This is a genomic window from Metallibacterium scheffleri (assembly GCF_002077135.1).
Lineage (GTDB): Bacteria > Pseudomonadota > Gammaproteobacteria > Xanthomonadales > Rhodanobacteraceae > Metallibacterium > Metallibacterium scheffleri.
Window position 1 is genome coordinate 376,369 of sequence record NZ_LDOS01000002.1, and the last position, 24,783, is coordinate 401,151.

General features: G+C 67.4%; 24 protein-coding genes and 2 pseudogenes. 13 read left to right on the forward strand and 13 right to left on the reverse strand.

What is annotated here, in order from left to right:
• Nucleotides 1–18 precede the first annotated feature (18 nt).
• From rnhB to Mschef_RS06910, 13 genes are all read right to left on the reverse strand, one after another.
• Nucleotides 19–648: a ribonuclease HII gene (rnhB, locus tag Mschef_RS06850; RefSeq protein WP_081127101.1), complete on the reverse strand. Its 630-nt coding sequence runs from the start codon at nt 646–648 to the stop codon at nt 19–21.
• Nucleotides 645–1,841: a lipid-A-disaccharide synthase gene (gene lpxB / locus Mschef_RS06855; protein ID WP_136256510.1), complete on the reverse strand. Its 1,197-nt coding sequence runs from the start codon at nt 1,839–1,841 to the stop codon at nt 645–647. The genes rnhB and lpxB overlap by 4 nt, the downstream gene beginning before the upstream one ends.
• A 12-nt stretch (nt 1,842–1,853) precedes the next feature.
• Nucleotides 1,854–2,627, reverse strand: a complete 774-nt coding sequence (lpxA, locus tag Mschef_RS06860) for an acyl-ACP--UDP-N-acetylglucosamine O-acyltransferase (protein WP_081129885.1) — start codon at nt 2,625–2,627, stop codon at nt 1,854–1,856.
• Complete coding sequence (fabZ, locus tag Mschef_RS06865) at nt 2,624–3,091, reverse strand: 3-hydroxyacyl-ACP dehydratase FabZ (protein WP_081127102.1); 468 nt, start codon at nt 3,089–3,091, stop codon at nt 2,624–2,626. Before fabZ ends, lpxA begins: the two co-directional genes overlap by 4 nt.
• Nucleotides 3,088–4,107, reverse strand: coding sequence for a UDP-3-O-(3-hydroxymyristoyl)glucosamine N-acyltransferase (gene lpxD, locus Mschef_RS06870; protein ID WP_081127103.1), 1,020 nt, complete (start codon nt 4,105–4,107; stop codon nt 3,088–3,090). The genes fabZ and lpxD overlap by 4 nt, the downstream gene beginning before the upstream one ends.
• A 27-nt stretch (nt 4,108–4,134) precedes the next feature.
• Nucleotides 4,135–6,444 carry an outer membrane protein assembly factor BamA gene (gene bamA / locus Mschef_RS06875; RefSeq protein ID WP_081127104.1) on the reverse strand — a complete coding sequence of 770 codons (2,310 nt, stop codon included), beginning with the start codon at nt 6,442–6,444 and terminating at the stop codon, nt 4,135–4,137.
• A gap of 59 nt (nt 6,445–6,503) precedes the next feature.
• Nucleotides 6,504–7,859, reverse strand: a complete 1,356-nt coding sequence (rseP, locus tag Mschef_RS06880; RefSeq protein ID WP_081127105.1) for an RIP metalloprotease RseP — start codon at nt 7,857–7,859, stop codon at nt 6,504–6,506.
• Nucleotides 7,860–7,869: 10 nt separating this feature from the next.
• Nucleotides 7,870–9,057 (reverse strand): 1-deoxy-D-xylulose-5-phosphate reductoisomerase, encoded by a 1,188-nt coding sequence (gene dxr, locus Mschef_RS06885; RefSeq protein WP_081127106.1) that lies wholly within the window; start codon nt 9,055–9,057, stop codon nt 7,870–7,872.
• Nucleotide 9,058: 1 nt separating this feature from the next.
• Nucleotides 9,059–9,892 carry a phosphatidate cytidylyltransferase gene (locus Mschef_RS06890; protein ID WP_081127107.1) on the reverse strand — a complete coding sequence of 278 codons (834 nt, stop codon included), beginning with the start codon at nt 9,890–9,892 and terminating at the stop codon, nt 9,059–9,061.
• Nucleotides 9,879–10,613, reverse strand: coding sequence for a polyprenyl diphosphate synthase (uppS, locus tag Mschef_RS06895; RefSeq protein ID WP_081127108.1), 735 nt, complete (start codon nt 10,611–10,613; stop codon nt 9,879–9,881). Before uppS ends, Mschef_RS06890 begins: the two co-directional genes overlap by 14 nt.
• A gap of 9 nt (nt 10,614–10,622) precedes the next feature.
• The gene (frr, locus tag Mschef_RS06900) at nt 10,623–11,186 is read right to left on the reverse strand and encodes a ribosome recycling factor (protein ID WP_081127109.1); all 564 of its coding nucleotides are present in this window, start codon (nt 11,184–11,186) and stop codon (nt 10,623–10,625) included.
• Nucleotides 11,187–11,225: 39 nt separating this feature from the next.
• Nucleotides 11,226–11,951: a UMP kinase gene (gene pyrH, locus Mschef_RS06905; RefSeq protein ID WP_081127110.1), complete on the reverse strand. Its 726-nt coding sequence runs from the start codon at nt 11,949–11,951 to the stop codon at nt 11,226–11,228.
• Nucleotides 11,952–12,022: 71 nt separating this feature from the next.
• A complete protein-coding gene (locus tag Mschef_RS06910) occupies nt 12,023–12,970 on the reverse strand; it encodes a LysR family transcriptional regulator (protein WP_081127111.1) in 948 nt (315 codons plus the stop codon).
• Nucleotides 12,971–13,074: 104 nt separating this feature from the next.
• Here Mschef_RS06910 and Mschef_RS06915 point away from each other — a divergent pair, with 104 nt between their 5' ends.
• The 13 genes and pseudogenes from Mschef_RS06915 to Mschef_RS18425 all read left to right on the forward strand — a co-directional run.
• Nucleotides 13,075–14,553, forward strand: coding sequence for a form I ribulose bisphosphate carboxylase large subunit (locus Mschef_RS06915; RefSeq protein ID WP_081127112.1), 1,479 nt, complete (start codon nt 13,075–13,077; stop codon nt 14,551–14,553).
• Nucleotides 14,554–14,565: 12 nt separating this feature from the next.
• The gene (locus Mschef_RS06920) at nt 14,566–15,000 is read left to right on the forward strand and encodes a ribulose bisphosphate carboxylase small subunit (protein WP_081127113.1); all 435 of its coding nucleotides are present in this window, start codon (nt 14,566–14,568) and stop codon (nt 14,998–15,000) included.
• Between the two features lie 276 nt (nt 15,001–15,276).
• Nucleotides 15,277–15,393 (forward strand): annotated as a pseudogene (locus tag Mschef_RS06930) (ribulose-phosphate 3-epimerase); the annotation flags it as partial.
• Between the two features lie 122 nt (nt 15,394–15,515).
• Nucleotides 15,516–16,208 carry a ribulose-phosphate 3-epimerase gene (gene rpe, locus Mschef_RS06935; protein ID WP_197686792.1) on the forward strand — a complete coding sequence of 231 codons (693 nt, stop codon included), beginning with the start codon at nt 15,516–15,518 and terminating at the stop codon, nt 16,206–16,208.
• Between the two features lie 2 nt (nt 16,209–16,210).
• Complete coding sequence (gene cbbX, locus Mschef_RS06940; protein WP_081127116.1) at nt 16,211–17,176, forward strand: CbbX protein; 966 nt, start codon at nt 16,211–16,213, stop codon at nt 17,174–17,176.
• A gap of 11 nt (nt 17,177–17,187) precedes the next feature.
• On the forward strand, nt 17,188–18,270 hold the full coding sequence (locus Mschef_RS06945) for a class 1 fructose-bisphosphatase (RefSeq protein WP_081127117.1): 1,083 nt from the start codon (nt 17,188–17,190) through the stop codon (nt 18,268–18,270).
• Nucleotides 18,271–18,334: 64 nt separating this feature from the next.
• The gene (locus tag Mschef_RS06950; RefSeq protein ID WP_081127118.1) at nt 18,335–19,219 is read left to right on the forward strand and encodes a phosphoribulokinase; all 885 of its coding nucleotides are present in this window, start codon (nt 18,335–18,337) and stop codon (nt 19,217–19,219) included.
• Nucleotides 19,219–21,216 (forward strand): transketolase, encoded by a 1,998-nt coding sequence (tkt, locus tag Mschef_RS06955; protein ID WP_081127119.1) that lies wholly within the window; start codon nt 19,219–19,221, stop codon nt 21,214–21,216. The genes Mschef_RS06950 and tkt overlap by 1 nt, the downstream gene beginning before the upstream one ends.
• Nucleotides 21,213–21,908, forward strand: coding sequence for a phosphoglycolate phosphatase (gene gph / locus Mschef_RS06960; RefSeq protein WP_081127120.1), 696 nt, complete (start codon nt 21,213–21,215; stop codon nt 21,906–21,908). Before tkt ends, gph begins: the two co-directional genes overlap by 4 nt.
• A 21-nt stretch (nt 21,909–21,929) precedes the next feature.
• Nucleotides 21,930–22,967, forward strand: a complete 1,038-nt coding sequence (gene fba / locus Mschef_RS06965; protein WP_081127121.1) for a class II fructose-bisphosphate aldolase — start codon at nt 21,930–21,932, stop codon at nt 22,965–22,967.
• A 9-nt stretch (nt 22,968–22,976) separates the two neighbouring features.
• A complete protein-coding gene (locus tag Mschef_RS06970) occupies nt 22,977–23,522 on the forward strand; it encodes a thioredoxin family protein (protein WP_081127122.1) in 546 nt (181 codons plus the stop codon).
• Nucleotides 23,522–24,268, forward strand: a complete 747-nt coding sequence (locus Mschef_RS06975) for an HAD-IA family hydrolase (protein ID WP_081129887.1) — start codon at nt 23,522–23,524, stop codon at nt 24,266–24,268. Before Mschef_RS06970 ends, Mschef_RS06975 begins: the two co-directional genes overlap by 1 nt.
• Nucleotides 24,269–24,527: 259 nt before the next feature.
• Nucleotides 24,528–24,674: pseudogene (locus Mschef_RS18425) on the forward strand (DUF6404 family protein); the annotation flags it as partial.
• Nucleotides 24,675–24,783 lie beyond the last annotated feature (109 nt).

Below are 24,783 nucleotides of genomic sequence, written 5' to 3' on the forward strand. Positions count from 1 at the left end.
GCGGTACGCCGTGCTGAGTCAGCGCACGCCGCAGCGCGCCACCGGCGCAAAACTGCGACGATGCTCGCGGCAAGGTCCGAGTTGACGCAAGGCGGCCAGGTGCGCGGGCACCGGGTAGCCCTTGTGCACGGCGAATCCGTAACCGGGAAATTCCGCGTCCAGCTGGCGCATGTAGTGGTCGCGGCTGACCTTGGCCAGGATCGAGGCGGCGCTGATCGCCGGTTCCAGTGCATCCCCGCGCACGATCGCGTGCGCCGGGCAGGGCAGATCGCGTGGCAGCCGGTTGCCGTCGATCAGGGCCAGGTCGGCTGCAGGCAGCAGCCCACGCAGCGCGCGCGCCATGCCGGTCAGCGTGGCCTGCAGGATGTTGAGACGGTCGATCTCCGCGGCCTCGACACGCTCGATGCGATACGCCAACGCGCGCTCGCGGATGAGTTCGAACAATGCCTCGCGTCGCTTCGCGCTCAGCGTCTTGGAGTCGGCCAGGCCGGCAATCGGTCGCGCCGGATCGAGGATCACCGCGGCGACCAGCACCGGCCCTGCCAGTGGCCCGCGACCGGCCTCGTCGACGCCAGCGATATGCCGCGCGACGGCGCTGCTGCCGGTGAAAAGATCGGCGTTGTCGCCGCAGGCATGCCGGGCTGTCATGGGGATGGGGCGAGCAGATCCAGCGCCGCGCGTGCGGCGGCTGCCGCGGCCGTGGGTGCGTCCGCCGCGTGCAGCATGGCGTGCAGCGCCGGAAACGCAGCGCGTTGCGCGGCGGCCGCGGCGGGATCATCCAGCAGTGGCGCCAGGGCCATGGCCAAGCGTGGACCGGTGCATGCATCCTGCATCAGTTCGGGCACGACGTCGCGACCGGCGAGGATGTTGGGCAAGCTGTAGCGCGTGGCACGCACAAGGCCCAGACGTTTGACGATGAAATGGGTCAGCGGCGCGATGCGATAGCCGACCACCATCGGGCACTGCGCCAGTGCCGCTTCCAGTGCGGCGGTGCCGGAAGCCAGCAGCGCGGCATCGGCGGCACGCAGCAACAGGTCGGCCTGGGCGTCGAGCACACGCACGGCGCCGCTGGGCAGCGCATGCCCGGTCAGCGCGATTTCGATTTGCCTGCGCAGCGTGGGACTGGCGGCGGGTATCCCGATGTGCAGCGCCGGACGCTGCCCGCGCAACCGCGTCGCGGCATCCAGGAATGCCGGCAACAGACGCTGCGCTTCACCGTGACGGCTGCCTGGCAGCACGGCCAGCAACTGCGTATCGGCGCCGATGCCGAGTGCTGCACGCGCCGCCGCGCGATCATTGTGCGCGGCGAAATGGTCCGCCAGAGGATGCCCGACAAAGCGCGCATCGACCGCGTAACGCGCATAGATCGCAGGCTCCATCGGAAACAAGCACAGCACGCGGTCCGCGCTGGCCCCCAGCCTGGCCGCGCGTCCCTCGCGCCAAGCCCATACCGATGGGCTCACATAGTGCGCGGTGCGCAGTCCGGCCTGCTTGAGCGCGCGCTCCACGCCGAGATTGAAGTCGGGCGCGTCGATGCCGATGGTCAGCGCCGGGCGTTCGCGCTGCAGGCGCCGTGTCAGCTCGCGGCGCAGGCGCAGCAGGCGCGGCAAGTGACGCAACACCTCGCTGAGGCCCATCACCGACAGCGCGTTGATGTCGTACCAGCAGGTCATGCCCTGCGCGCGCATGCGCGGCCCGCCGATGCCGACGAAGCGTGCCTGCGGGATGCGTGCGCGCAGCGCGGCCAGCAACTCGGCGCCGAGCAGGTCGCCAGAGGCTTCGCCGGCAAGCAGGGCGATCAGAGGTTCCGAGTATTGCGCGGGCGGCGTTGCGCTGTTCACGCGCGTCGGCGCTCAGCGCACCAGCGCGCGCTGGCTGGTTTCGACGAAGTGCAGCATCTGCGCGACATCGGCGCTGTCGGAGGCGAGCTCGCCGAGTCGCGTGCGCGCCTCGGCCAGACTCAGGCCGGCCATGTACAGCGCGCGGTAGGCACGCTTGATCGCGGCGATGCGCGCGGCGCTGTAACCCCGCCGCTTGAGGCCTTCGATATTGACGCCGCGCGGTTCGGCGAACTGTCCGGCGACATAGCAAAAGGGCGGCACGTCGCGATTGATGGCGGCATACATCGCCGCGAAGGCGTGCGGGCCGACGCGGCAGAACTGATGCACGCCCGCGAAACCGCCCATGACCACGTGATCGCCGATCTCGACGTGGCCGGCGAGGGTGACGTTGTTGGCCAGCACGGTGTGATCGCCCACGCTGCAGTCGTGCGCGATGTGCACGTAGGCCATGATCCAGTTGTCGTCGCCGACGCGGGTGGTGCCGCCGCCCTGGGCGGTACCGCGGTTGATGGTGACGAATTCGCGGATCGTGTTGCCGACTCCGATCAGCAGTTCGGTGCGTTCGCCAGCGTGTTTCTTGTCCTGCGGATCGGCGCCCAGCGAGGCGAACTGCCAGATGCGGTTGTCGCGGCCGATGCGCGTCGGGCCGGTGATGACCACGTGCGGTCCGATGCGCGTGCCGGCCGCGATCTCGACCTCGGCGCCGATGATGCTGTATGCGCCGACCTCGACATCCGCCGCCAGGCGCGCACCCGCATCGACCAGCGCGGTCGGGTGGATGCTCACGCGCTGCGTCCCGCGCACATGATTTCGCAACTGGCGACTTCGATATCGCCGACCAGCGCGCGCGCATCGAACAACCCCATGCCGCGCAGCATGCGTTTCATCCGCACATGCAGATCAAGGCGATCGCCGGCCTCGACAATGCGGTTGAAGCGCGCCCTGTCGACCTTGACCAGGTAGTACAGCGCGTTCTCGTCGCGCACGGTATCCGCGGGCTGCGAGAGTCCCACCAGCAAGCCCGATGCCTGCGCCAGCGCCTCGATGATCAGCACGCCTGGCATCACCGGATGTCCGGGAAAGTGGCCCTGGAAAAATGGCTCGTTGACGCTGACGTTCTTGTAGGCATGGATACTGGTGTTCGGTTGCAGCGCGATCACGCGATCGACCAGTAGGAATGGATAGCGATGCGGCAGCAGTTTGTGGATGGTGGTGATATCCACCGGCAATGTGTAGCTTGTCGCGGTCATTTTGGCTGTCCTTTTTCCAGCGCGGCGATGCGTCGCGCGAGGCTGTCCAGTTGTTTCAGGCGCACGGCATTGCGGCGCCAGTCGCGGTTGACCTGCAGGGGCGTGCCCGAGGAATACTCGCCGGGCTCGCGGATCGAGTGCGTCACCAGAGTCATGGCGGTGATGGTAACGCGGTCGCACACCTCGAGATGGCCGAGCACACCGGCGCCACCGCCGACCAGGCAATGCCGTCCGATGCGCGCGCTGCCGGCCACGGCCGCGCAGCCGGCCAGCGCGGTATGCGAGCCAATGTGCACGTTGTGCGCGATCTGGATCTGGTTGTCCAGGCGCACGTCGTCTTCGAGCACGGTGTCATCCAGCGCGCCGCGGTCGATCGTGGTGTTGGCGCCGATCTCGCAATCATCGCCCACGCGCACGCCACCGAGTTGCGGCACTTTCTCCCAATGCTCGCCGGCCCAGGCCAGGCCGAAACCATCGCCACCCAGCACCGCGCCGGGCTGGATCAGCACGCGCTGGCCGATGCGCACGCGCAGCACCAGGGTCACGCGCGCGACCAGGCGCGTCTGTGCCCCGACCATGCAATCCGGACCGATGATGCAGTGCGGGCCAAGTACGGCGCCGGCCGCGATGCGCGCGCTGGCGGCAACGAAGCATTGCGCGCCGACACTGGCTGCCGGGTCGATGCTGGCGCCTGGCTCGATCACCGCGCTGGCGTGAACCCCGGGCAGGGTCGCCGGCGCGTGTTCGAACAGCGCGGCGATGCGCGCATAGGCAAGATAGGGATCGGCGGCGATCAATGCCGGCACCGGGCACTCAGCGGCGGCGTCGGCACCCAGCACCACCGCGGCAGCGTGCGTGCCGCGCAGTTGCGCGATATAACGCGCGTTGGCCATGAACGCGAGTTGTTGCGCCGATGCGCCGGCCAGCGTGCCCACGCCCAGCACGCGCCGCGCGGGATCGCCGCGCAGCGTCAGCCCGAAACGCTCGGCCAAATCCTCGAGGCGGTAACCGGCCATCGCATCCCCCGGCATGCGCGCTGCGCGTCAGAATGCCGAGCCGAAGGTGAACTGCAGGTGCGAGATGAATGGCGCATCCGCCGGGCTGTAGTGCACCGGAAAGGCGTAGCTGATATCGATCGGGCCGATCGGCGCACGCCATTGCAAGCCGATGCCGACCGACGAGGCCAGACCACCCCAATGGAACTGGCTATAGGTGCTGAACACGTTGCCGGTGTCGTAGAACACGGCCACGCGCGCGGTATTGCTGTCCTTGAGGAAGGGCAAGGGCAGGAACAGGTTGACCGCGCCGCGCACCTTGAACGCGCCACCGATCGGCTGCCCGGTGGTATATCCGGGCACGAATTCCTTCGGGCCCAGGGTGTTGTCCTGGTAGCCGCGCACGTCGGTCACGCCGCCGGCGTAGTAGTTTTGCCAGAACGGAAACGCCAGGTTGGAATCCTTGCCGTAGGTGCCGCCGTAGCCGACGCTGCCATTGAGGCCGAGCACGAAGTCCGCGGGCAGCGGAAAGTAATTGCTCGATTGCGCGGACAGCTTGTAGTACTCCACCGTCGAACCGGGCATCGCGATCTCGGCCGAGATGTACTGCAGGCCGCCGCGGCTGGGGGTGAAGTACTGATTGCGCGTGTCGTGCGCGTAGGAAATCGAACTGGTCCAGGCGTGGATGGTCTTGTGGCCGATCTGGTTCTGGTAGTCGATCAGCGATTGCGGGGTGAGCCCCTGGTAGGTGTTGATGACGTTGCTGCTCAGCCCGAGGCCCAGGTTGATGGTGTCGGTTTCGCTGATCGGGATGCCGATATAGGTGCTGAAAGCCTTGGTGTTGTACAGGTACGAGGCGATGTTGGCCTGACCCTGGTTCAGCACGGTGTAGCTGAGGTTGTAGCCGAGGCTGATGCCGCTCTGGGTGAAATACGGGTCGAGATAGCTGAAGACATAGGACTTCAGGTAGCTGCTTTGCTGGACCTGCGCCGAAATCTGCTTGCCGGTGCCCATGAAATTGCGCTCGGACACCGACACGCTGCCGATGATGCCGGTGACCTGAGCGTAGCCGAGGCCGAACTGCAGCGCGCCCGAGGGCTCTTCCTTGACCTTGACCTTGAGGTCAACCTGATCGGTGCTGCCGGGCACGCGCTCGTTGGTGATGGTGACCTTGGAGAAGAAACCCAGACGCTGCAGGCGGATCTTGGAGCGGTCGATGGCCGCCTGCGAGTACCAGCCGCCTTCGAACTGGCGCATCTCGCGGCGCAACACCAGATCCTCGGTGCTGGTATTGCCGACGAAGATGATGCGGCGCACATAGACGCGCTGCCCCGGCTCGATGAAAAAGGTCAGCGCGACGGTATGGTTTTCCTTGTCCAGCTTGGGCACTGGGGTGACCTTGGCGAACGCGTAACCGACGTTGGCCAGCAGCGCGGTGATCGCCTTGCTGGTGTACTCGGCCTTGGCGCGCGAGAACGTCTCGCCGGGCTTGAGCAGGACCAGCCGCATCAGCGCATCCTCCGGCAGCACCAGTTTGCCCAGCAACTTGACGGATGAAACCTTGTACAGATGGCCCTCGATCATGTTGGCCGCGATGTACATGTTTTCCTTGTTCGGGCTGATGGTGACCTGCGCCGAGCTGATCTGGAAATTGGCGTAGCCGCGATCAAGGTAATAGTTCTGCAGGCGGTCGAGATCGCCGGAGAGCTTTTCGCGCGAGTACTGGTCGTTGTTGGTGTACCAGGAATTCCAGCTGGGCGTGCCCGACTCCCAGTCGGAGCGGATCTGCGCGGACGAGTAGACATGGTTGCCGACCAGATTGATTTCCTGGATGCGCGCGGCCTTGCCTTCGCGGATGTCGATGTCGATGGCCACGCGGTTGCGGTCCAGGCGCGTGACGTGCGGCGTGATGCTGACGTTGTACTTGCCGCGGTTGTAGTACTGGTGCGTCAATTCCTGCTGCACGCGGTCGAGTGCGAGGCGGTCGAAGGTATCGCCCTCGGACAGGCCGATCTGCTTGAGGCCGCTCATCAGTTCGTCGGTCTTGATGTCCTTGTTGCCGCGGATGTCGATCCGGGCGATGGTCGGGCGCTCGACCACCTGCACCACCAGCACGTCGCCTTGCCGATCCAGCGCGATGTCGCTGAAAAAGCCGGTGGCGAACAGCGCCTTGATGGTTTCCTTGGCGCGCTGCGGGGTGAGCGTCTCGCCTTTGTCCACGGGCAGGTAACTGAATACGGTACCAGGCGCGATGCGCTGCAATCCGTCGACGCGGATGCCCGAGATCACGAACGGCTCGAAGGCACGGGCCTTGGCCGCGAAGCAGGCAAGCAGGATCAGGGCAGCAATACGCTTCATAAAGGTTCCGGTGGGTGAATCGGGCGCGACGGGGGCGGTGCCGGGATGAACCGGCGGGCTCAGGAAATCAGACGCAGCAAGTCGTTGTAGAAAGCCAGCCCCATGAGCGCGACCAGCAGCGCAATGCCCAGGTACTGGCCTGCCACCATGATCCGCACACTGACCGGACTGCCCTTGACCAACTCGATAAGGTAATACACGAGGTGGCCGCCGTCCAAGATCGGGATGGGCAACAGGTTCATCACCGCCAGGCTCAGCGAGACGATGCCGAGGAAGTACAGGAACCAGGCCGGACCCAGATCCGCCGAGGTGTTCGCGTACTGGGCGATCGAAATCGGTCCGGAAATGTTCTTCAGCGACGCCTGCCCGGTGAACATGCGTCCGAGCATGGTCACGGTCTGCGCGGTCAGGCGCCAGGTCTCGGCCACGGCCTGCGGGATCGCGGCCAGTGGATTGGCGCGCTGCACGGTGTTGTAGCGCGCCGCGTAGGGCGCCGGGCTGACGCCCAGCAGGTATTCCGGCTTGCCATCAGCCAGCGTGGACAGGCGCGGATGCGTGGCGAAGTCAAGGGTCTTGCCGGCGCGCTCGACGCGCACGTCCAGCGCACGGTCGGGGCCGGCATAGCGGTGGACTAGTGTGACCACGTCGTTCCAGGCGTGCACCGGCCGGCCGGCGATCGCCACGATGCGATCGCCCGGTTGCAAGCCGGCCGCCGCGGCCGCGCTGTCCGGCAGGATCCTGCCCAGCACGGGCGGGATCAGCATCTGTTGTGGAACCAGACCGATGTGCTGCATCGCCTGATCGGTGCCCAGCGTGGCGGGGATGTCCTGCAGCGGCAGGGTCAGCGCGCGCTGCGTGCCCGCCGGGGTGCGCACCTCGATGCGCACCGGTGCGCGTGCGCCCACCACATCGGCCAGCGCAAGCGCGGCGCCGCTCCACGACCGTACTTCGGTGTCATCGATGCGCAGCAGGCGGTCCCCCGCCTGCACGCCTGCCTGCGCGGCCAGGCCCTGCGCGGCGCCGACGATGGGCAGGTAATCCGGCTTGCCCACCACCAGCATGGCCCAGAACGCGGCCACAGCGAAAATGAAATTGAAGAAGGGTCCGGCGGCGACGATGGCCATGCGCGCCAGCACCGGCTGCGCGGTGAACTCATGCGCGCGCTGGTCTGCCGGCACCTCGTCCTCGCGCGCGTCGAGCATCTTGACGTAGCCGCCCAGCGGGACCGCGGCGATCACGTACTCGGTGCCGTCGCGGCCGACGTGTGTCCACAGGGGTTTGCCGAAGCCGATGGAAAAGCGCAGCACTTTCACGCCCACGCGGCGCGCCACCCAGTAGTGGCCGAATTCGTGGAAGGTGATCAACAGACCGAGGGTTACGGCCAGCCACCAGATGGAACCGAGGATTTCGTTCATGCGTGATGATTCAACAGCACATTCGCGCCAGCATAGCGCGCGCCTTGGCGCGCGCGGTTAAGTCACGGTGAATCAGGCTTTCCACGGTGCGCACCGATTCGGCCGGCAAGGCGTTCAGCACGGCTTCGATCAGATCCGCGATGGCGAGGAAGGGCAGGCTGCCGGCGAGGAACGCCTCCACCGCGATCTCGTTGGCGGCATTGAGAATGGCCGGGGCGTCGCCACCCGCGGCCAGCGCCTGGTACGCCAGATCGAGGCAGCGGAAAGTCGCCGTGTCGGGATGCTCGAACTCGAGTTTCCCGCGCGCCGCCAGATCCAGGAACGGCACCCCGGAGCTGGTGCGCTCGGGCCACGCCAGCGCTTGCGCCAGCGCGGTACGCATGTCCGGGTGGCCAAGCTCGGCCAGCACCGCGCCATCGACGTATTCGACCAGTGCATGCACCAGGCTTTGCGGATGCACCAGCACATCGACCTGCGCGCGCTGGGCGCCGAACAGCACGCAGGCCTCGATCACTTCCAGGCCTTTGTTCATCAGCGTCGCCGAATCGACGGAGATCTTGCGGCCCATCACCCAGTTGGGGTGCGCGCAGGCCTGTGCGGGCGTGACATGGCCCAACTCGCCGCGCGTGCGTCCGCGGAACGGACCTCCGGAAGCGGTGAGGATCAGGCGCCGCACGCCGGCCGTGGCCAGGTGGTCCGGGCGTCCGCCCGGCAGGCACTGGAACAGCGCGTTGTGTTCCGAGTCCACCGGCAGCAACGCGCCGCCGCCTTCGCGCAGGGCTGCGTGCAGCAACGCGCCGGCACACACGGCGGATTCCTTGTTGGCCAGCAGCAGGCGCTTGCCGCTGCGCGCCGCAGCAAGGGTCGAGTTCAATCCGGCGGCGCCGACCACGGCGGCCAGCACGGTGTCGCACAGCGCACCGGCGACGGCCTGTTCCAGCGCGACCGGGCCGGCGGCCACCATGCAATCCACGCCCAGTGCAGCCAGCTTGTGCGCGAGTGCGCCTTCCAGCGCCGGGTCGCTGATGATCGCCAGGTCCGGGCGAAAGCGCGCGCACAGTTCCGCCAGGGCATCGACGTTGCGATGCGCGCTGAGCACGCTGGCGCGGTAGCGCCCTGGATGTTGCGCGATGACATCCAGTGCGCTGCCGCCGATCGAGCCGGTGGCGCCGAGCACGGCGATGCGTTGCGGTGTCATCTCAAAGTCCGAGCCACAGCTTGAGCAACACGAATACCGGCGCTGCGGCAAGCACGCCGTCGATGCGATCGAGCAGGCCGCCGTGGCCGGGAAACATGCGCCCGGAATCCTTAACCGCGGCTTGGCGCTTGAGCAGGCTTTCGCTGAGATCGCCAATGATCGAAAACGCCGTGCTGATCGCGACCACACCGAGCAGCAGCAGCAGATCCGCGCCGCGCAAACCCAGCGCATAGCCGAACACCGCGGCCACGACCAGCGCCAGCAGCGCACCACCGGCGACGCCTTCGCGGGTCTTGCCGGGGCTGATCAGTGGCGCCAGCTTGTGGCGCCCGTAGCGCGTGCCGGCGAAGTACGCGCCGGTGTCCGCGGCCCACACCAGCATCAGTGCCAGCAACGTCCACACGTGTGCGCGCATGCCGCCGTCGTGCAGCACGACCAGCGCCAGCCATGCCGGCAGCAACGCCGGCAGCGCGAATACCAGCTTGCTCCAGGCGTGCGCCCCGCTCGGCGCGGCGTAACGCGTCGGATCGCGCAGCCACAACAGCGCCAGCAGCCATGCAATCACGCCCAGTGCGATCACCACCCTGCCGGCCGGGGTGCCGCGCCAGAACCACAGGCCCAGGCACAGCGCCGCCATCAGCGCCAGCAGCAGACTGCGCCAGGCGTGATTGCGGAAGCCGGCCAGTCGCGACCATTCCCACAGCCCGGCCAGCACCGCGCCGGCGATCGCCAGCGCGAACAGCCAGGTTGGCGCCAGCAGGATCAGCAGGATCGCCGCCGGCGCCAGCAGCACCGCGGTCAGGGTACGCTGGCGCAGTACCTCAGATGCCTGCATGCAGTTGTGCTCCGGTACGACCGTAACGGCGTTCGCGCGTGGCGTAGGCATCCAGCGCGGCATCCAGCGCCGCGGCGTCGAAATCGGGCCACAGCGTGTCGGTGAAATACAGCTCGGCGTAGGCCGCCTGCCAGAGCAGAAAATTGCTGATGCGGTGCTCGCCGCCGGTGCGGATCAGCAGGTCCGGCGGCGGCAGATCGGCCAGCATCAGGTGCGCGGCCAGATGCCCTTCATCGACCGCGGCTGCATCCAGCAGGCCGTGCGCCACCTGTTGCGCCAGCGCGCGCGCGGCGTGCGCGATGTCCCAGCGTCCGCCGTAGTTGGCGGCGATGTTCAACGTCAGCGCATCGTTGTCGGCGGTGCGCTGCATGGCCGCGTGCATGCGTTCGCGCAGGGGCGCGGCGAATGCCTCCAGCGCGCCGATGAAGCGCAGGCGCACACCGTTGGCATGCAGTTCGTCCACCTCGCTGTCCAGCGCGCGCAGGAACAGTTCCATCAGCGCGCCGACCTCGGTCCTGGGTCGCTGCCAGTTCTCGCTGGAAAACGCGAACAGGGTCAGCGCGGCGATGCCGCGCTCGCGGCTGGCCGTGACCGTGGCGCGCACCGCCTTCTGTCCGGCGCGGTGGCCCATGCTGCGCGGGCGATGCCGGCGCTCGGCCCAGCGTCCGTTGCCATCCATGATGATGGCCACGTGGCGCGGCAGCGTGGCGGTGTAGGTCATGCGCGCGCCTCAGAGCGCCATCAGCTCGTCTTCCTTGGCCTTGACCACGCTGTCGATTTCCTTGACGTAGCGATCGGTGATCTTTTGCACGTCGTCATCGCCGCGGTGTTCCTCGTCCTCGGTGATTTTCTTGCTCTTGGACAAATCCTTGACCTGCTGCATGGCGTCGCGACGCACGCCGCGCACTGCGACCTTGGCACTCTCGCCTTCATGCGCGACATGCCGGGCCAGTTCCTTGCGCCGCTCCTCAGTCAGTGGCGGCAGGTTGATGCGGATCACGGTGCCGGCGGTGGTCGGCGTGATGCCCAGATCCGAGGCGAGAATGGCTTTCTCGATGACGCCGATCAGGGACTTTTCCCAGGGCGTGATGGTCAGCGAGCGTGCGTCGGTGACGGCCACGGTGGCGACCTGGCTGAGTGGCACGTCGTTGCCGTAGTAGCTGACCTTGATCGTCTCGACCAGCGCAGTGCTGGCGCGGCCGGTACGCAGGCGTTGCAGTTCGTGGCGCAGTGCATCGATGCACTTGGTCATACGGGTTTGTGCGTCCTGCTTGATGCTGTTCAAATCGCTCATGCGTGGCCTCGGGAATGGTGACGATGGATCGGGGCGGCCTCAGCGCGCGGCCTGCACCAGGGTGCCGATGGGCTCGCCGCGCACGATGCGCATCAGGTTGCCCGGGCGGCCCATGTCGTAGATGCGGATCGGCAGGTCGTGGTCGCGGCACAGGGCGAAGGCGGCGGTATCCATCACCGCCAGCTTGCGCTCGATCACCTCGTCGTAGCTGAGTATGTCGAAACGCGTTGCGCCGGCGTGGTGCGCCGGATCGGCGCTGTAGACGCCGTCGACCTTGGTGGCCTTGAGCAGCAACTGCGCGCCGATCTCCACCGCGCGCAGCGCGGCGGCCGAGTCGGTGGTGAAGAACGGGTTGCCCAAGCCTGCGGCGAAGATGGCGATGCGGCCTTTCTCGATATGGCGGATGGCGCGGCGGCGGATGAAGTCCTCGCAGACGTCGTTGATGCGGATTGCGCTCATCACGCGCACCTTGGCGGAGAGTTTTTCCAGCGCGTCCTGCAGCGCCAGCGCGTTCATCACCGTGGCCAGCATGCCCATGTGGTCGCCAGTGACGCGATCCATGCCGGCCGCGGCCAGCCCGGCTCCGCGGAAGATGTTGCCGCCGCCGATGACCACGCCGATCTGCACGCCAGCGCTGTGCGCTTCGGCGATCTCGCCCGCGACGCGCTGCAGCACGATCGGATCGATACCGTAATCGGCCGCGCCGAGCAGCGCCTCGCCGGAGAGCTTGAGCAGAATACGCGAGTACTTGAACGCGTCGGGCATGCGGTTCTCTCGGCGGCGGGCAAACCACGGCATTGTAAACGAGTGCCGCGCGCGAAGGTCTTTTTCGCGCGTCATCCCGGCTTTGATTCCGGCATCGGCAGCAAGGCGGCGTCGTGCGCGGCCAGCCATGCCTCGCCGTGTTCGAGAATGAAATAGCGGAACGCTTCGGCCGCCGGCGACAGTTGCCGCGCCTGCAAATGCGCCAGGAACCATGTGCGCATCAGCGGGGTGCCGCTGATGTCAAGCATGTGCAGCAGGCCGCCGCGCAGTTCCAGGCCGATGGTGTGCAGCGACATCAGGCTGATGCCCAGGCCAGCAACCACGGCCTGCTTCAGGGTTTCGTTGCTGGCGATCTCCATGGCCATGCGCGGGGCGACGTGCTGTGCGGCGAGAAAGTCCTCCAGCGCGGCACGTGTGCCCGAGCCAGGCTCGCGCACCAGCAGCGGGAATGCATCCAGCACGCTGGGCGGCAGGTGCGGCGTGTGCGTCAGCGGGTGCCCGGCCGGCGCCACGAACACCAGCGGATGCGCGGCGAAGGCTTCGGCGCGGGTGTCGATCTCGCGCGGTGGACGCCCCATCACCGCCAGGTCGATCTCGCCACCATGCATCAGCGACACCAGATGCTCGCGGTTGTGCGCCACGCGCAGGCGCAGCTCGACGCCCGGATGCTCGATGTGAAAGCGCGCCAGCAACTGCAGCAAGAAATACTTGGCGGTGCTGACGAAGCCCAGCGTCAGTACGCCGCGATCGAGGCGCTGGAAGCGCGCCATGGCGTCCTCGGCCTCCTTGTGCGCGGCCAGCAGGCGGCGCGCGTGCACCAGAAAATATTCGCCCGCCGTGGACAGGCTCAGCCGGCGCTTTTCGCGGTCGAACAGGCGCAGCCCGACATGGGTTTCCAACTCCTTGATCTGCATCGATACCGCCGGCGGGGTGATGTGCAGCGTCGCGGCCGCGCGCTGCACGCTGCCGTGCCGGGCGACCTCGGTGAACACGCGTAACTGGCGGAAGCTCAGGTTCATTAATTAATCATGTCATTAATTGAAAACAAATAAAATATGACTTTACTTACCAAATGCCCAGCCTAAAGTGGAGCCGTTGCCCACGCACTTGCCGAGGAATGCACATGAGTTCCACCGAAATCCATGCCGAAGCCACCGATATCACCGCCAACGCCAAGAAGCGCTATGCAGCTGGCGTGCTGAAATACCGCCAGATGGGCTACTGGCAGCCTGACTATGTGCCCAGTGACACCGACGTCCTATGCCTGTTCCGCATCACGCCGCAGGAAGGCGTCGACCCGGTCGAGGCCGCCGCCGCCGTGGCGGGCGAGTCCAGCACGGCGACATGGACCGTGGTGTGGACCGACCGTCTGACCGCCTGCGACAGCTACCGCGCCAAGGCCTACAAGGTCGAGCCGGTGCCGGGTACGCCCGGTCAGTATTTCGCCTGGATCGCCTACGACCTGATCCTGTTCGAGGAAGGCTCGATCGCCAACCTCACGGCCAGCATCATCGGCAATGTATTCGGCTTCAAGCCGCTCAAGGCCTTGCGCCTGGAGGACATGCGCATTCCCGTGGCTTACGTGAAGACCTTCAAGGGTCCGCCCACAGGCCTGATCGTCGAGCGCGAGCGTTTGGACAAGTTCGGTCGCCCGCTCCTGGGCGCCACCACCAAGCCCAAGCTGGGCCTGTCGGGCCGCAACTACGGCCGCGTGATCTACGAAGGTTTGAAGGGCGGCCTGGACTTCATGAAGGACGACGAGAACATCAACTCGCAACCGTTCATGCACTGGCGCGACCGCTTTCTGTATGTCATGGATGGCGTCAACAAGGCGTCCGCCGCCACCGGCGAGGTCAAAGGCAGCTACCTCAACGTCACCGGCGCGACGATGGAGGACATGTACGAGCGCGCCGAATTCGCCAGGGAACTGGGCAGCGTGGTCGTGATGATCGACCTGGTGGTGGGCTACACCGCGATCCAGTCGATGGGCAACTGGGCGCGCAAGCACGACATGATTCTGCACTTGCATCGTGCCGGGCACGGTACTTACACGCGCCAGAAAAGCCATGGGGTCAGCTTCCGCGTCATCGCCAAGTGGATGCGCCTGGCGGGTGTCGATCACATTCACGCCGGTACGGCGGTGGGCAAGCTCGAGGGCGACCCGAAGACGGTCCAGGGTTACTACAACGTCTGCCGCGAAAGCCACAACCGCATCGACCTACCGCGCGGCATCTATTTCGAGCAGGACTGGGCGGACCTCAGGAAAATGATGCCGGTCGCATCGGGCGGCATCCACGCCGGTCAGATGCACCAGCTGATCGACCTGTTCGGCGATGACGTGATCCTGCAGTTTGGCGGCGGCACCATCGGCCACCCCGCGGGCATCCAGGCCGGCGCCGTGGCCAACCGCGTGGCGCTGGAGGCCATGGTCAAGGCGCGCAACGAGGGCAAGGACATCGTCAACGAAGGACTGGAGATCCTGCGCAAGGCCGCGCAGTCCTGCACGCCGCTCAAGCAGGCGCTGGATACATGGGGCGAGATCACCTTCAACTACGCCAGCACCGACACCAGTGACTACGCCGTGACCCCCGCGGTCGCCTGAGGAGACAACGCCATGATGACCAACCCCACCGGCCGCGTGACCCAGGGCCAGTTCAGCTTTCTGCCCGACCTCAGCGATGCCGAGATCACCCTGCAGATCGAGTACGGCCTCAAGCAGGGCTACGCCTGGAGCGTCGAGTACACCGATGACCCGCATCCACGCAACACTTACTGGGAGTTGTTCGGCATGCCCATGTTCGACCTGCGCGACGCGGCCGGCATTCTCATGGAAGTGAACAACTGCAGGAAAACCTTCCCGCGCCACTACATTCGTCTGGTGGCCTTCGATTCCACGCGCGGCGTCGAGTCGGTGGCGATGAGCTTCATCGTCAACCGGCCCGAGAACGAGCCTGGGTTCAGCCTGCAGCGCCAGGAGGGCGCGGGGCGCGCGATCCACTACACCGTGCATGCGTACGCCACCGACAAGCCGGAGGGCGAGCGCTACTAGCGCGCTCGTCAGGCGGCGACCGGGAAACTTGCCCGCACCGGTCGATACGTTCGATGCGGGCAGCGTCACGCCACATTCGCTGGAGGCTCGACCGATGAGACAGTTCAACGTGATCGCGCCATCGATCCTCTCCGCGGATTTCGCGCGGCTGGGCGAGGCGGAGACTCTCGCGGGATGCGTTGAAGCGCATCCCGCGCCGCCGAGCGCCCGGCCACGGAAGGCCGGGCCGGCGCCACGCGCCAAGGAGGGCTGCTTGCGGCTCTGGAGGTACGCATCGTGAGACAGCCCAACGTGATCGCGCCATCGATCCTCTCCGCGGATTTCGCGCGCCTGGGCGATGAGGTACGTGCCGTGCTGGCCGCCGGCGCCGACTGGGTGCATTTCGACGTGATGGGCGAGGCGGAAGCTTTCGCGGGATGCGTTGAAGCGCATCCCGCGCCGCCGAGCGCCCGGCCACGGAAGGCCGGGCCGGCGCCACGCGCCAAGGAGGGCTGCTTGCGGCTCTGGAGGTACGCATCGTGAGACAGCCCAACGTGATCGCGCCATCGATCCTTTCCGCGGATTTCGCGCGCCTGGGCGATGAGGTACGTGCCGTGCTGGCCGCCGGCGCCGACTGGGTGCATTTCGACGTGATGGACAACCATTACGTCCCCAACCTGAGCATCGGTCCGATGGTGGCGCAGGCGCTCAAGCCGCACTGCCACAAACCCGACGGCAGTGCCGCCCCGCTGGACGTGCATCTGATGGTGCAGCCGGTGGACGCGCTGGCCGAGGCCTTCGCCAGGGCCGGCGCGGATCTGATCAGCTTCCACCCCGAGGCCAGCGTGCACATCGACCGCACCCTGCAATTGATCCAGTCCGCCGGCTGCAAGGCCGGGCTGGTGTTCAACCCGGCCACGCCGCTGGACGTGCTCGAATGGGAGATCGACAAGCTTGACCTGGTGCTGATCATGTCGGTCAACCCCGGCTTCGGCGGACAGGGCTTCATCGATTCGGCGCTGCGCAAGCTGGAGCAGGCGCGGCGCCTCATCGATGCCAGCGGCCGCGCGGTCCGCCTCGAGGTCGACGGCGGCATCAAGGTCGACAACATCCGCCGCGCCGCCGCGGCCGGCGCCGACACCTTCGTGGCCGGCAGCGCGATCTTCGGCCAGCCCGATTACGCCGCGGTGGTCGCGGCCATGCGCCAGCAACTTGCGGGAGAGCACTGAACATGGGCGCGCCCAGCTACACCATCCCCGGCAGTGTCGCCGCGCCGCCGTCGTCGCAGGCCGCCGCCGTGGCCGCAACGCCGCCCACGACCAGCACCGCGCGCACCGTCGCGCAGGTGCTGGCCGAGAGCCAGGTCGAGGCGGTGTTCGAGGAACTGGACCGCGATCTGGTCGGCCTCGCCCCGGTCAAGCAGCGTATCCGCGACATCGCCGCGCTGCTGGTCATCGACAAACTGCGCATGAACCTCGGCCTGCAGGCCGAGACACCCAGCCTGCACATGAGCTTCACCGGCAATCCGGGCACCGGCAAGACCACCGTCGCCATGCGCATGGCCGAAATCCTGCACCGCCTCGGCTACGTGCGCAAAGGCCATCTGGTGGCGGTCACCCGCGACGATCTGGTCGGCCAGTACATCGGCCACACCGCGCCCAAGACCAAGGAAGTGCTGAAGAAGGCCATGGGCGGCGTGCTGTTCATCGACGAGGCCTACTACCTCTACAAGCCCGAGAACGAGCGCGACTACGGCGGCGAGGCGATCGAGATCCTGCTGCAGGTGATGGAAAACCAGCGCGACGACCTGGTGGTGATCCTGGCCGGCTATGCCGACCGCATGGACACGTTTTTCAAGTCCAATCCGGGCCTGAGCTCGCGCATCGCGCACCACCTCGATTTCCCCGACTACTCGGTGGATGAGCTGCAGCAGATCGCCGAGCGCATGCTGACGCAGCGTCACTACCGCTTCGGCGCCGCCGCCGCCGAGGTGTTCCTGCACTACCTGCAACGGCGCATCGCGCAGCCGCATTTCGCCAACGCGCGCAGCGTGCGCAACGCGCTGGACCGCGCGCGCCTGCGCCAAGCCAGTCGCCTGTTCGCCGAGCGTGAGCGCGAACTGAGCCAGGACGACCTGACCACGCTGCTGCCGGCGGACCTGCTGGGCAGCCGCGTATTCACCCAGGCACCCTCCTGAGCATTCCGCCCATGCCCCTGTCCAAGCGCCCGACCCTGACGCAATACCTGATCGAGCAGCGCCGCCGCTTTCCCGGCGCCAGCGGCGATCTCAACGCGCTGATCCTGGATGTGTCGATCGCGTGCAAGGCGATCGCGCGCCAGGTCGCCTTCGGCGAGCTGCGCGCCGGCGCTGAGAACGCCGGCGGCGCCACCAACGTGCAGGGCGAGGTGCAGAAACATCTGGACGTGGTCAGCAACGAGCTGTTCGTGCGCCAGGCCGAGTGGTCGGGGCACCTGGCCGGCATGGCCTCCGAGGAAATGGAAGCGCCCTACCAGATCCCCGGTGAGTATCCGCGCGGCAAGTACCTGCTGGTATTCGATCCGCTGGATGGCTCCAGCAACCTCGATGTGGACGTGACCGTGGGCAGCATCTTCTCGATCCTGCGCGCGCCGGACGAGGTCGTCGCCAGCGGCCGCGACGTGATCGAAGCCGATTTCCTGCAGCCGGGCGCGCAGCAGGTCGCCGCCGGCTACGCTTTGTACGGGCCCTCGACCATGCTGGTGCTCAGCGTCGGCAATGGCGTGGTCGGCTTCACACTGGATCACAACCTCGGCGAGTTCAAGCTGACCCACCCCGAGCTGCGCGTGCCCGAGGACGCGCAGGAATTCGCCATCAACAGTTCCAACAGCCGCTTCTGGGAGCCGCCGGTGAAGCGCTACGTGGACGAATGTCTGGCCGGCCGCAGCGGGCCGCGCGGCAAGGACTTCAACATGCGCTGGATCGCCAGCATGGTGGCCGAGGCGCACCGCATCCTGATGCGCGGCGGCGTGTTCCTGTACCCGCGCGACAGCAAGGACCCGGGCAAGGCCGGGCGCCTGCGCCTGTTGTACGAGGCCAACCCGATCGGCTTCATCATGGAGCAGGCCGGCGCGCGCGCCAGCACGGGCCGCCAGCCGGTGCTGGGCGTGCCGCCGAGCGCGTTGCACCAGCGCATCGCCCTGGTGTTCGGCTCGAAGAACGAAGTCGAGCGCATCGAGCGCTATCACCAGGACGGCGCCACGCGCGATGGCCCCAATCCGCTGTTCGTCGAGCGCGGGCTGTTCCGCGACTGATCCGCACGCCAGCACGACACGCCGCCACCCCACGTCGCCACCCACGCCACCAGGAAGCACGCGCATGTCCGAACGCCATCCGATCATCGCCATTACCGGCTCGTCCGGCGCCGGCACCACCTCGGTGACGCGCACGTTCCAGGACATTTTCCGGCGCGAGAAAATCAATGCCGCCGTCATCGAGGGCGACAGTTTCCATCGCTTCGACCGCAAGGAGATGCGTCTGCGCCAGGCCGAAGCCGAAGCCAAGGGCGACGCGCACTTCAGTCATTTCGGTCCGGAAAACAACCTGTTCGCCGAGCTTGGGCAGTTGTTCGCCAGCTATGCCGTGAGCGGTACCGGCAAGTGCCGCAAATACCTGCATGACGCTGGCGAGGCCGCGCCCTACCAACAGGAGCCGGGCACCTTCACGCCCTGGGAAGATCTGCCGCCCGACACCGACTTGCTGTACTACGAAGGCTTGCACGGCGCCATTACCACGCCCGAGGTCGATGTGGCGCGACACCCGGACCTGCTGATCGGCGTGGTGCCGGTGATCAACCTGGAGTGGATCCAGAAGCTTTACCGCGACAAGCACGTGCGCGGCTATTCGGCCGAGGCCGTCACCGATACCATTCTGCGGCGCATGCCGGATTACGTGAACTACATTTGCCCGCAGTTTTCGCGCACCGACATCAACTTCCAGCGCGTGCCGGTGGTCGATACCTCCAATCCGTTCATCGCGCGCTACATTCCTTCCGCTGACGAGAGCATCTGCGTGATCCGATTCCGCAATCCCAAGGGCATCGATTTTCCTTACCTGCAAAGCATGATCCACGACTCGTGGATGTCGCGCGCCAATACCATCGTGGTGCCGGGCGGCAAGATGGAGCTGGCCATGCAGATGATCCTCACGCCCTTCATCTGGCGCATGATCGAGCGGCGCAAGCGCGCGCTGGGGGCACTCTGATGTCCGGCGCATCCAACGCCCGCGTCGTGCATGGACAGCCCTCGCACGATCCGCGCGCCACGGCTCTGCGCGCGCTGGCCATGGACGCTGTGCAAAAAGCTACCTGCGGTCACCCCGGTGCACCGATGGGCATGGCCGAGATGGCTGTGGTGTTGTGGTGCAATCACCTGCGCCACAATCCGGGCGATCCGCACTGGGCCGATCGCGACCGCTTCGTGCTCAGCAACGGCCACGCTTCGATGCTGCTGTACGCGCTGCTGCACCTCACCGGCTACGACCTGCCGCTCGAGGAAATCAGGAATTTCCGCCAGCTGCACAGCAAAACGCCAGGCCATCCCGAGCACGGCCTCACGCCCGGCGTCGAGACCACCACCGGGCCGCTGGGCCAGGGCCTGGCCAACGCCGTCGGCATGGCGCTGGCCGAGAAGTTGCTGGCGCGCGAGTTCAACCGCCCCGGCCACGCCATCATCGATCACCACACCTGGGTGTTCCACGGCGACGGCTGCCTGATGGAAGGCATCAGCCAGGAAGCCATCTCGCTGGCTGGCGTGTGGCAGCTCGACAAGCTGGTCGCGCTGTACGACGACAATGGCATCAGCATTGATGGCGCGGTGACCGGCTGGTTCGGCGACGACACGCCGGCGCGTTTCCGCGCCTGCGGCTGGCGCGTGATCGGCCCCATCGACGGCCACGACCTGGCCGCGCTGGATGCCGCCATCGCCAGCGCCCGACAACCCAGCGGCAAGCCCACGCTAATCGTCTGCCGCACCACCATCGGCGCCGGTGCGCCCCATCGCGCCGGTACCGCCAAGGCGCACGGCGAAGCGCTGGGTGCCGATGAGGTCGCCGCCACGCGCGCGGCACTGGGCTGGAACCATCCACCCTTCGAGATTCCGGCAGAGATCCGCGCGCAATGGGACGCCCGCGCCACCGGCGCGCGACGTCAGGGCGAATGGCAGACGCGCTTCAATGCCTACCGGCGCGAGTTTCCTGAATTGGCCGCCGAATTCGAGCGGCGCATGGCCGGCCATCTGCTGGACGACTGGCCGACGCTGCGTGCGCAGGTGCAGCAGCACTTCGCGCAGGCCACCGAGAACGTGGCCTCACGCAAGGCCTCGCAGCAGGTGCTGGCGCAGCTGGCGCCGCGTTTGCCGGAGATGCTCGGCGGCAGCGCCGATCTCACCGGCTCCAACCTCACCGATTTCCCCGATGCCGGCCCGCGCCACATTTCCTATGGCGTGCGCGAATTCGGCATGGCCGCCATCATGAATGGCGTCGCGCTGCACGGCGGCTGGATTCCCTACGGTGGCACCTTCCTCACCTTCAGCGACTACAGCCGCAACGCCATCCGCATGGCTGCGCTGATGAAGCTGCGCGTGATCCATGTGTTCACCCACGATTCCATCGGCCTGGGCGAGGACGGCCCCACACACCAATCGGTCGAGCACGCCGCCAGCCTGCGCCTGATCCCCAACCTGGAAGTCTGGCGTCCCTGTGACGCCGCGGAAACCGCGCTGGCCTGGACCAGCGCGCTGGACAGCGTGCAGCGTCCCAGCGCGCTGTTGCTCTCGCGTCAGGCGTTGCCCACGCAAACGCGCGATGCCGCGCAGGTGCAGGCCATCGCGCGCGGCGGCTACGTGCTCAGTGCGCCCGCCGGCGCGCGCGCCACGATCCTCGCCACCGGCTCGGAAGTCGGCTTGGCGATGCAGGCACAACAACTGCTGGCGCAGCAAGGCATCGGCGTGCGCGTGGTGTCACTGCCCAGCAGCACGCGCTTCGACCGCCAGGACGCGGCCTACCGTGCCGAGGTGCTGGGCACGCTGCCGCGCATCGGCGTTGAGGCCGGCGTCACCTGCTGGTGGGGTCAGTACGGCTGCGTCGCCGCGCTGGGCGTGGACAGCTTCGGCGAGTCGGCGCCGGCGCCGGCATTGTTCGAACACTTCGGACTGACCGCCGCGAAACTGGCCGCGCGCGTGCGCGAGGTGCTGGACGCATGATCGAGGTGCTCAGCTTCGATCTCGACGGCACGCTGGTCGACACCGGCACCGAGATTGCCGCAGCGGTCAACCTCACGTTGCGCGATTTCGACCGCGCGCCGCTGGCGCAGGCCGCCATCGAAGCCCTGATCGGCGCTGGTGCGCACGAACTGATGCGGCGCGTGCTGGCGCGGGTCGATGCCGCGCAGGCGCTGGACCACGCCGCGCTGATGCAGCGTTTCGAGCAGCACTACGCCGCGCAGGCTGGCAGCACGGCGCAGCCCTATCCCGATTGCGTGGCGACCCTGCAGCGCCTGCGCGCGGCTGGCCTGCGCCTGGCTTGCGTGACCAACAAGGAACAGCGCCACGCGCAGCGCGTGCTCGATGCCACCGCGCTGGCGCCGTACTTCGAGTTGCTGATCGGTGGCGACACACTGGCCTGGAAAAAGCCCGACGCGCGCGTGTTGCGCCATGTCGTCGCCGTGCTGGGCAGCCGGCCGGCGCATGCCGCCCACGTCGGCGACTCGCAAACCGATCTTGCCGCCGCGCGCAACGCTGGCGTGGCCGACTGGGCGGTGCCGTGGGGCTACAACGCCGGCACGCCCATCGCGCAGGCGCGGCCCACGCGCCTGTTCGACAGTTTCGCCGCCATCGCCGCAGCCGCGCTGGCTCCTTCCACGGTGCCTCCGCACCGCGCCGCCGCCACCCACTGAGACCCAACGGAGACCTCGCGCATGGCCCTCGTCTCGCTACGCCAGCTTCTGGATCACGCCGCCGAACATGGCTACGGCGTACCCGCGTTCAACGTCAACGACATGGAGCAGATCCAGGCGATCATGGAGGCCGCGCAGGACGTGCAGGCGCCGGTGATCCTGCAGGCCTCGGCCGGCGCGCGCAGTTACGCCGGCGAGGCCTATTTGCGCCACATGGTGCTGGCCGCCATCGAAACCCATCCCGAGATTCCGGTGGTGCTGCACCAGGACCATGGCGCCACGCCCGCGGTCTGTCAGGCCTCGATCCGCTCCGGCTTCAGCAGCGTGATGATGGATGGTTCCCTGCGCGAGGACGCCAAGACGCCGGCGTCCTACGAGTACAACCTCGAGGTCACGCGCAAGGTTTGCGAGTTCGCGCACTGGGTCGGCGTGTCGGTGGAGGGCGAACTGGGCTGCCTGGGCTCGCTGGAAACCGGCGAGGCGGGCGAGGAGGACGGTGTCGGCGCCGTCGGCAAGCTCAGCCACGACATGCTGCTGACCGATCCGGTGCAGGCGAAGGATTTCGTCGCGCAGACCGGCGTCGACGCCTTGGCCATCGCCATCGGCACCAGCCACGGCGCCTACAAATTCACCCGCCAGCCCACCGGCGACATCCTCGCCATCGCGCGCATCGCCGCCATCCATGCCGCCGTGCCCGACACGCACCTGGTGATGCACGGCAGCTCCAGCGTGCCGCAGGAGTGGCTGGCGATCATTCGCCAGCACGGCGGCGACATCAAGGAAACCTACGGCGTGCCGGTGGAGGAGATCGTGCGCGGCATCGGCAGTGGCGTGCGCAAGGTCAACATCGACACCGACATCCGCCTGGCCATGACCGGCGCCATGCGCCAGTTGTTCGCCACGCAGCCCTCCGAGTTCGATCCGCGCAAGGCCATGCTGGCGGCGAAGAAGGCCGCGCGCGGCATCTGCAAACTGCGCTTCGAGGCCTTCGGCTGCGCCGGGCAGGCGGGCAAGATCAAGCCGCTGCCGCTGGAAGCCATGGCCAAGCGCTACCGCTGAGGCGCGCGCATGGCCGTCGAGAGTCCCGCCACCACGCTGGGCACCGCCGCGCCGGGGTTCACCCTGCGCGGCAGCGACGGTCGCATGCACAGCCTGCACGAGTTGCGCGGCGCGCGCGGCACCGTGGTGGCGTTCATCTGCAACCACTGCCCTTACGTGCAGGCGGTGCTGCCGCGCCTGCTGCGCGATGCGCGCGCGCTGGCGCCGCTGGGCGTCCATGTCATCGCCATCAATCCCAATGACGCCGAGGCCTACCCCGAGGACCGCTACGCGCGCATGGTCGAGATCGCGCGCGATTGGCCGTTTCCCTATCTGCATGACGAAACGCAGCAGGTCGCACGCGCCTATGACGCCGTGTGCACGCCGGACTTTTTTGGCTACGACGCCGCACTGCGCCTGCGCTACCGCGGGCGTCTGGACGCCGGCCGCAAGGAGCTGGTAGCGGATGCGCCGCGCGAATTGTTCGAGGCCATGCAGCGCATCGCCAACGGGCAACTGCCGCTGCCGTTGCAGTATCCCTCGATGGGTTGCTCGATCAAGTGGCGCATGGCCTGATGGCCGCGCTGCGCGCGCTGATCTTCGATGTCGATGGCACCCTGGCCGAGACCGAACGCGATGGTCACCGCGTCGCCTTCAACCGCGCTTTCGCCGCGCTGGGTCTGCCCTGGCGCTGGGATGATGCGGGCTACGGCGTGCTGCTGCGGGTCGCGGGCGGCTACGAGCGCCTGCTGGCGTTCCTGGCGACGCAGGCCGATGCGCCCGCCGACGCGGGCGAACGCGCGGCGCTGGCGCGCATCATCCATCAGCGCAAGAACGCCGAATTCGCCGCGCTGGTGGCGCAGGGCGGCCTCGCGCCACGCCCCGGGGTGCGCCGCCTCGTCGACGCATGCGCGGGGCAGGGCATCCTGCTGGCGGTGGCCACCACTACCGGCCGCGCCAATCTGGATGCGCTGTTTCCGCACCTGTTCGGCGCCGACTGGCCGCAACGCTTCGCCGCGTTGGTGTGCGCCGAGGACGCCCCGCGCAAGAAGCCCGACCCGCAGGTGTACGCCATCGCACTGCAGCGCCTCGGCATCGCGCCAGGCGAAGCCATCGCCTTCGAAGATTCCCCCGCCGGACTCGCCGCCGCCCGCGCTGCGGGCCTCGCCTGCCTGGTCACCCGCAGCGTGTACTTCGCCAACGCCGATTTCAGCGGCGCCACGGCCGTGGTGGATGATCTGGACGCTGCACCGGACTGGCCCTGTGCCTCGCCACGCGTGGATCTGCAGGCGCTGCGAACGCTGCATGCCGCGCGCGCGTGATGGGTTGGGCGCGTTGAGCCCCGCGGATCAGAGTGATGACGCATGGCGCCTCGCTTCGCGCGATACGCAGCGCGATGCTGCGCCCGGCAGAGGAACCCGGCCGCCATGGTCCTTGCGCTGGGTCGATGCAGGCGTTGTCCGATTTGGCGGCGCAACGACGAGCCGTTCGGCGTCCAGTTGCCATGGCGCCCGGGTGTAGGGTTCCGCCGCCGCACTTTGCACCGTTCTGGCTGATTGCGTGGTGTAGGGCACATGGTTCGCGGTTGCGCGGGGCGTGATCATGCGGCTCGTTTTCTGGCCTCGCCAAGGCGCATCACTCTTGGCAATGGCAGTGGATGCCGCCGTTGCAGGTGCGCTTTCTGGCCTATCCATGGCGGCTTGCCATGCGCACGCACGTCGTCAATAGCGTCTGCCAAGTTGGCGATCACTCGGTGAGGTTGGACCCCACACCTGACCATTCTTCCGCTCATTGCGGCGCACCGGGTCGCAAGGCGAAGTGGCGCCTAATCCTTGCC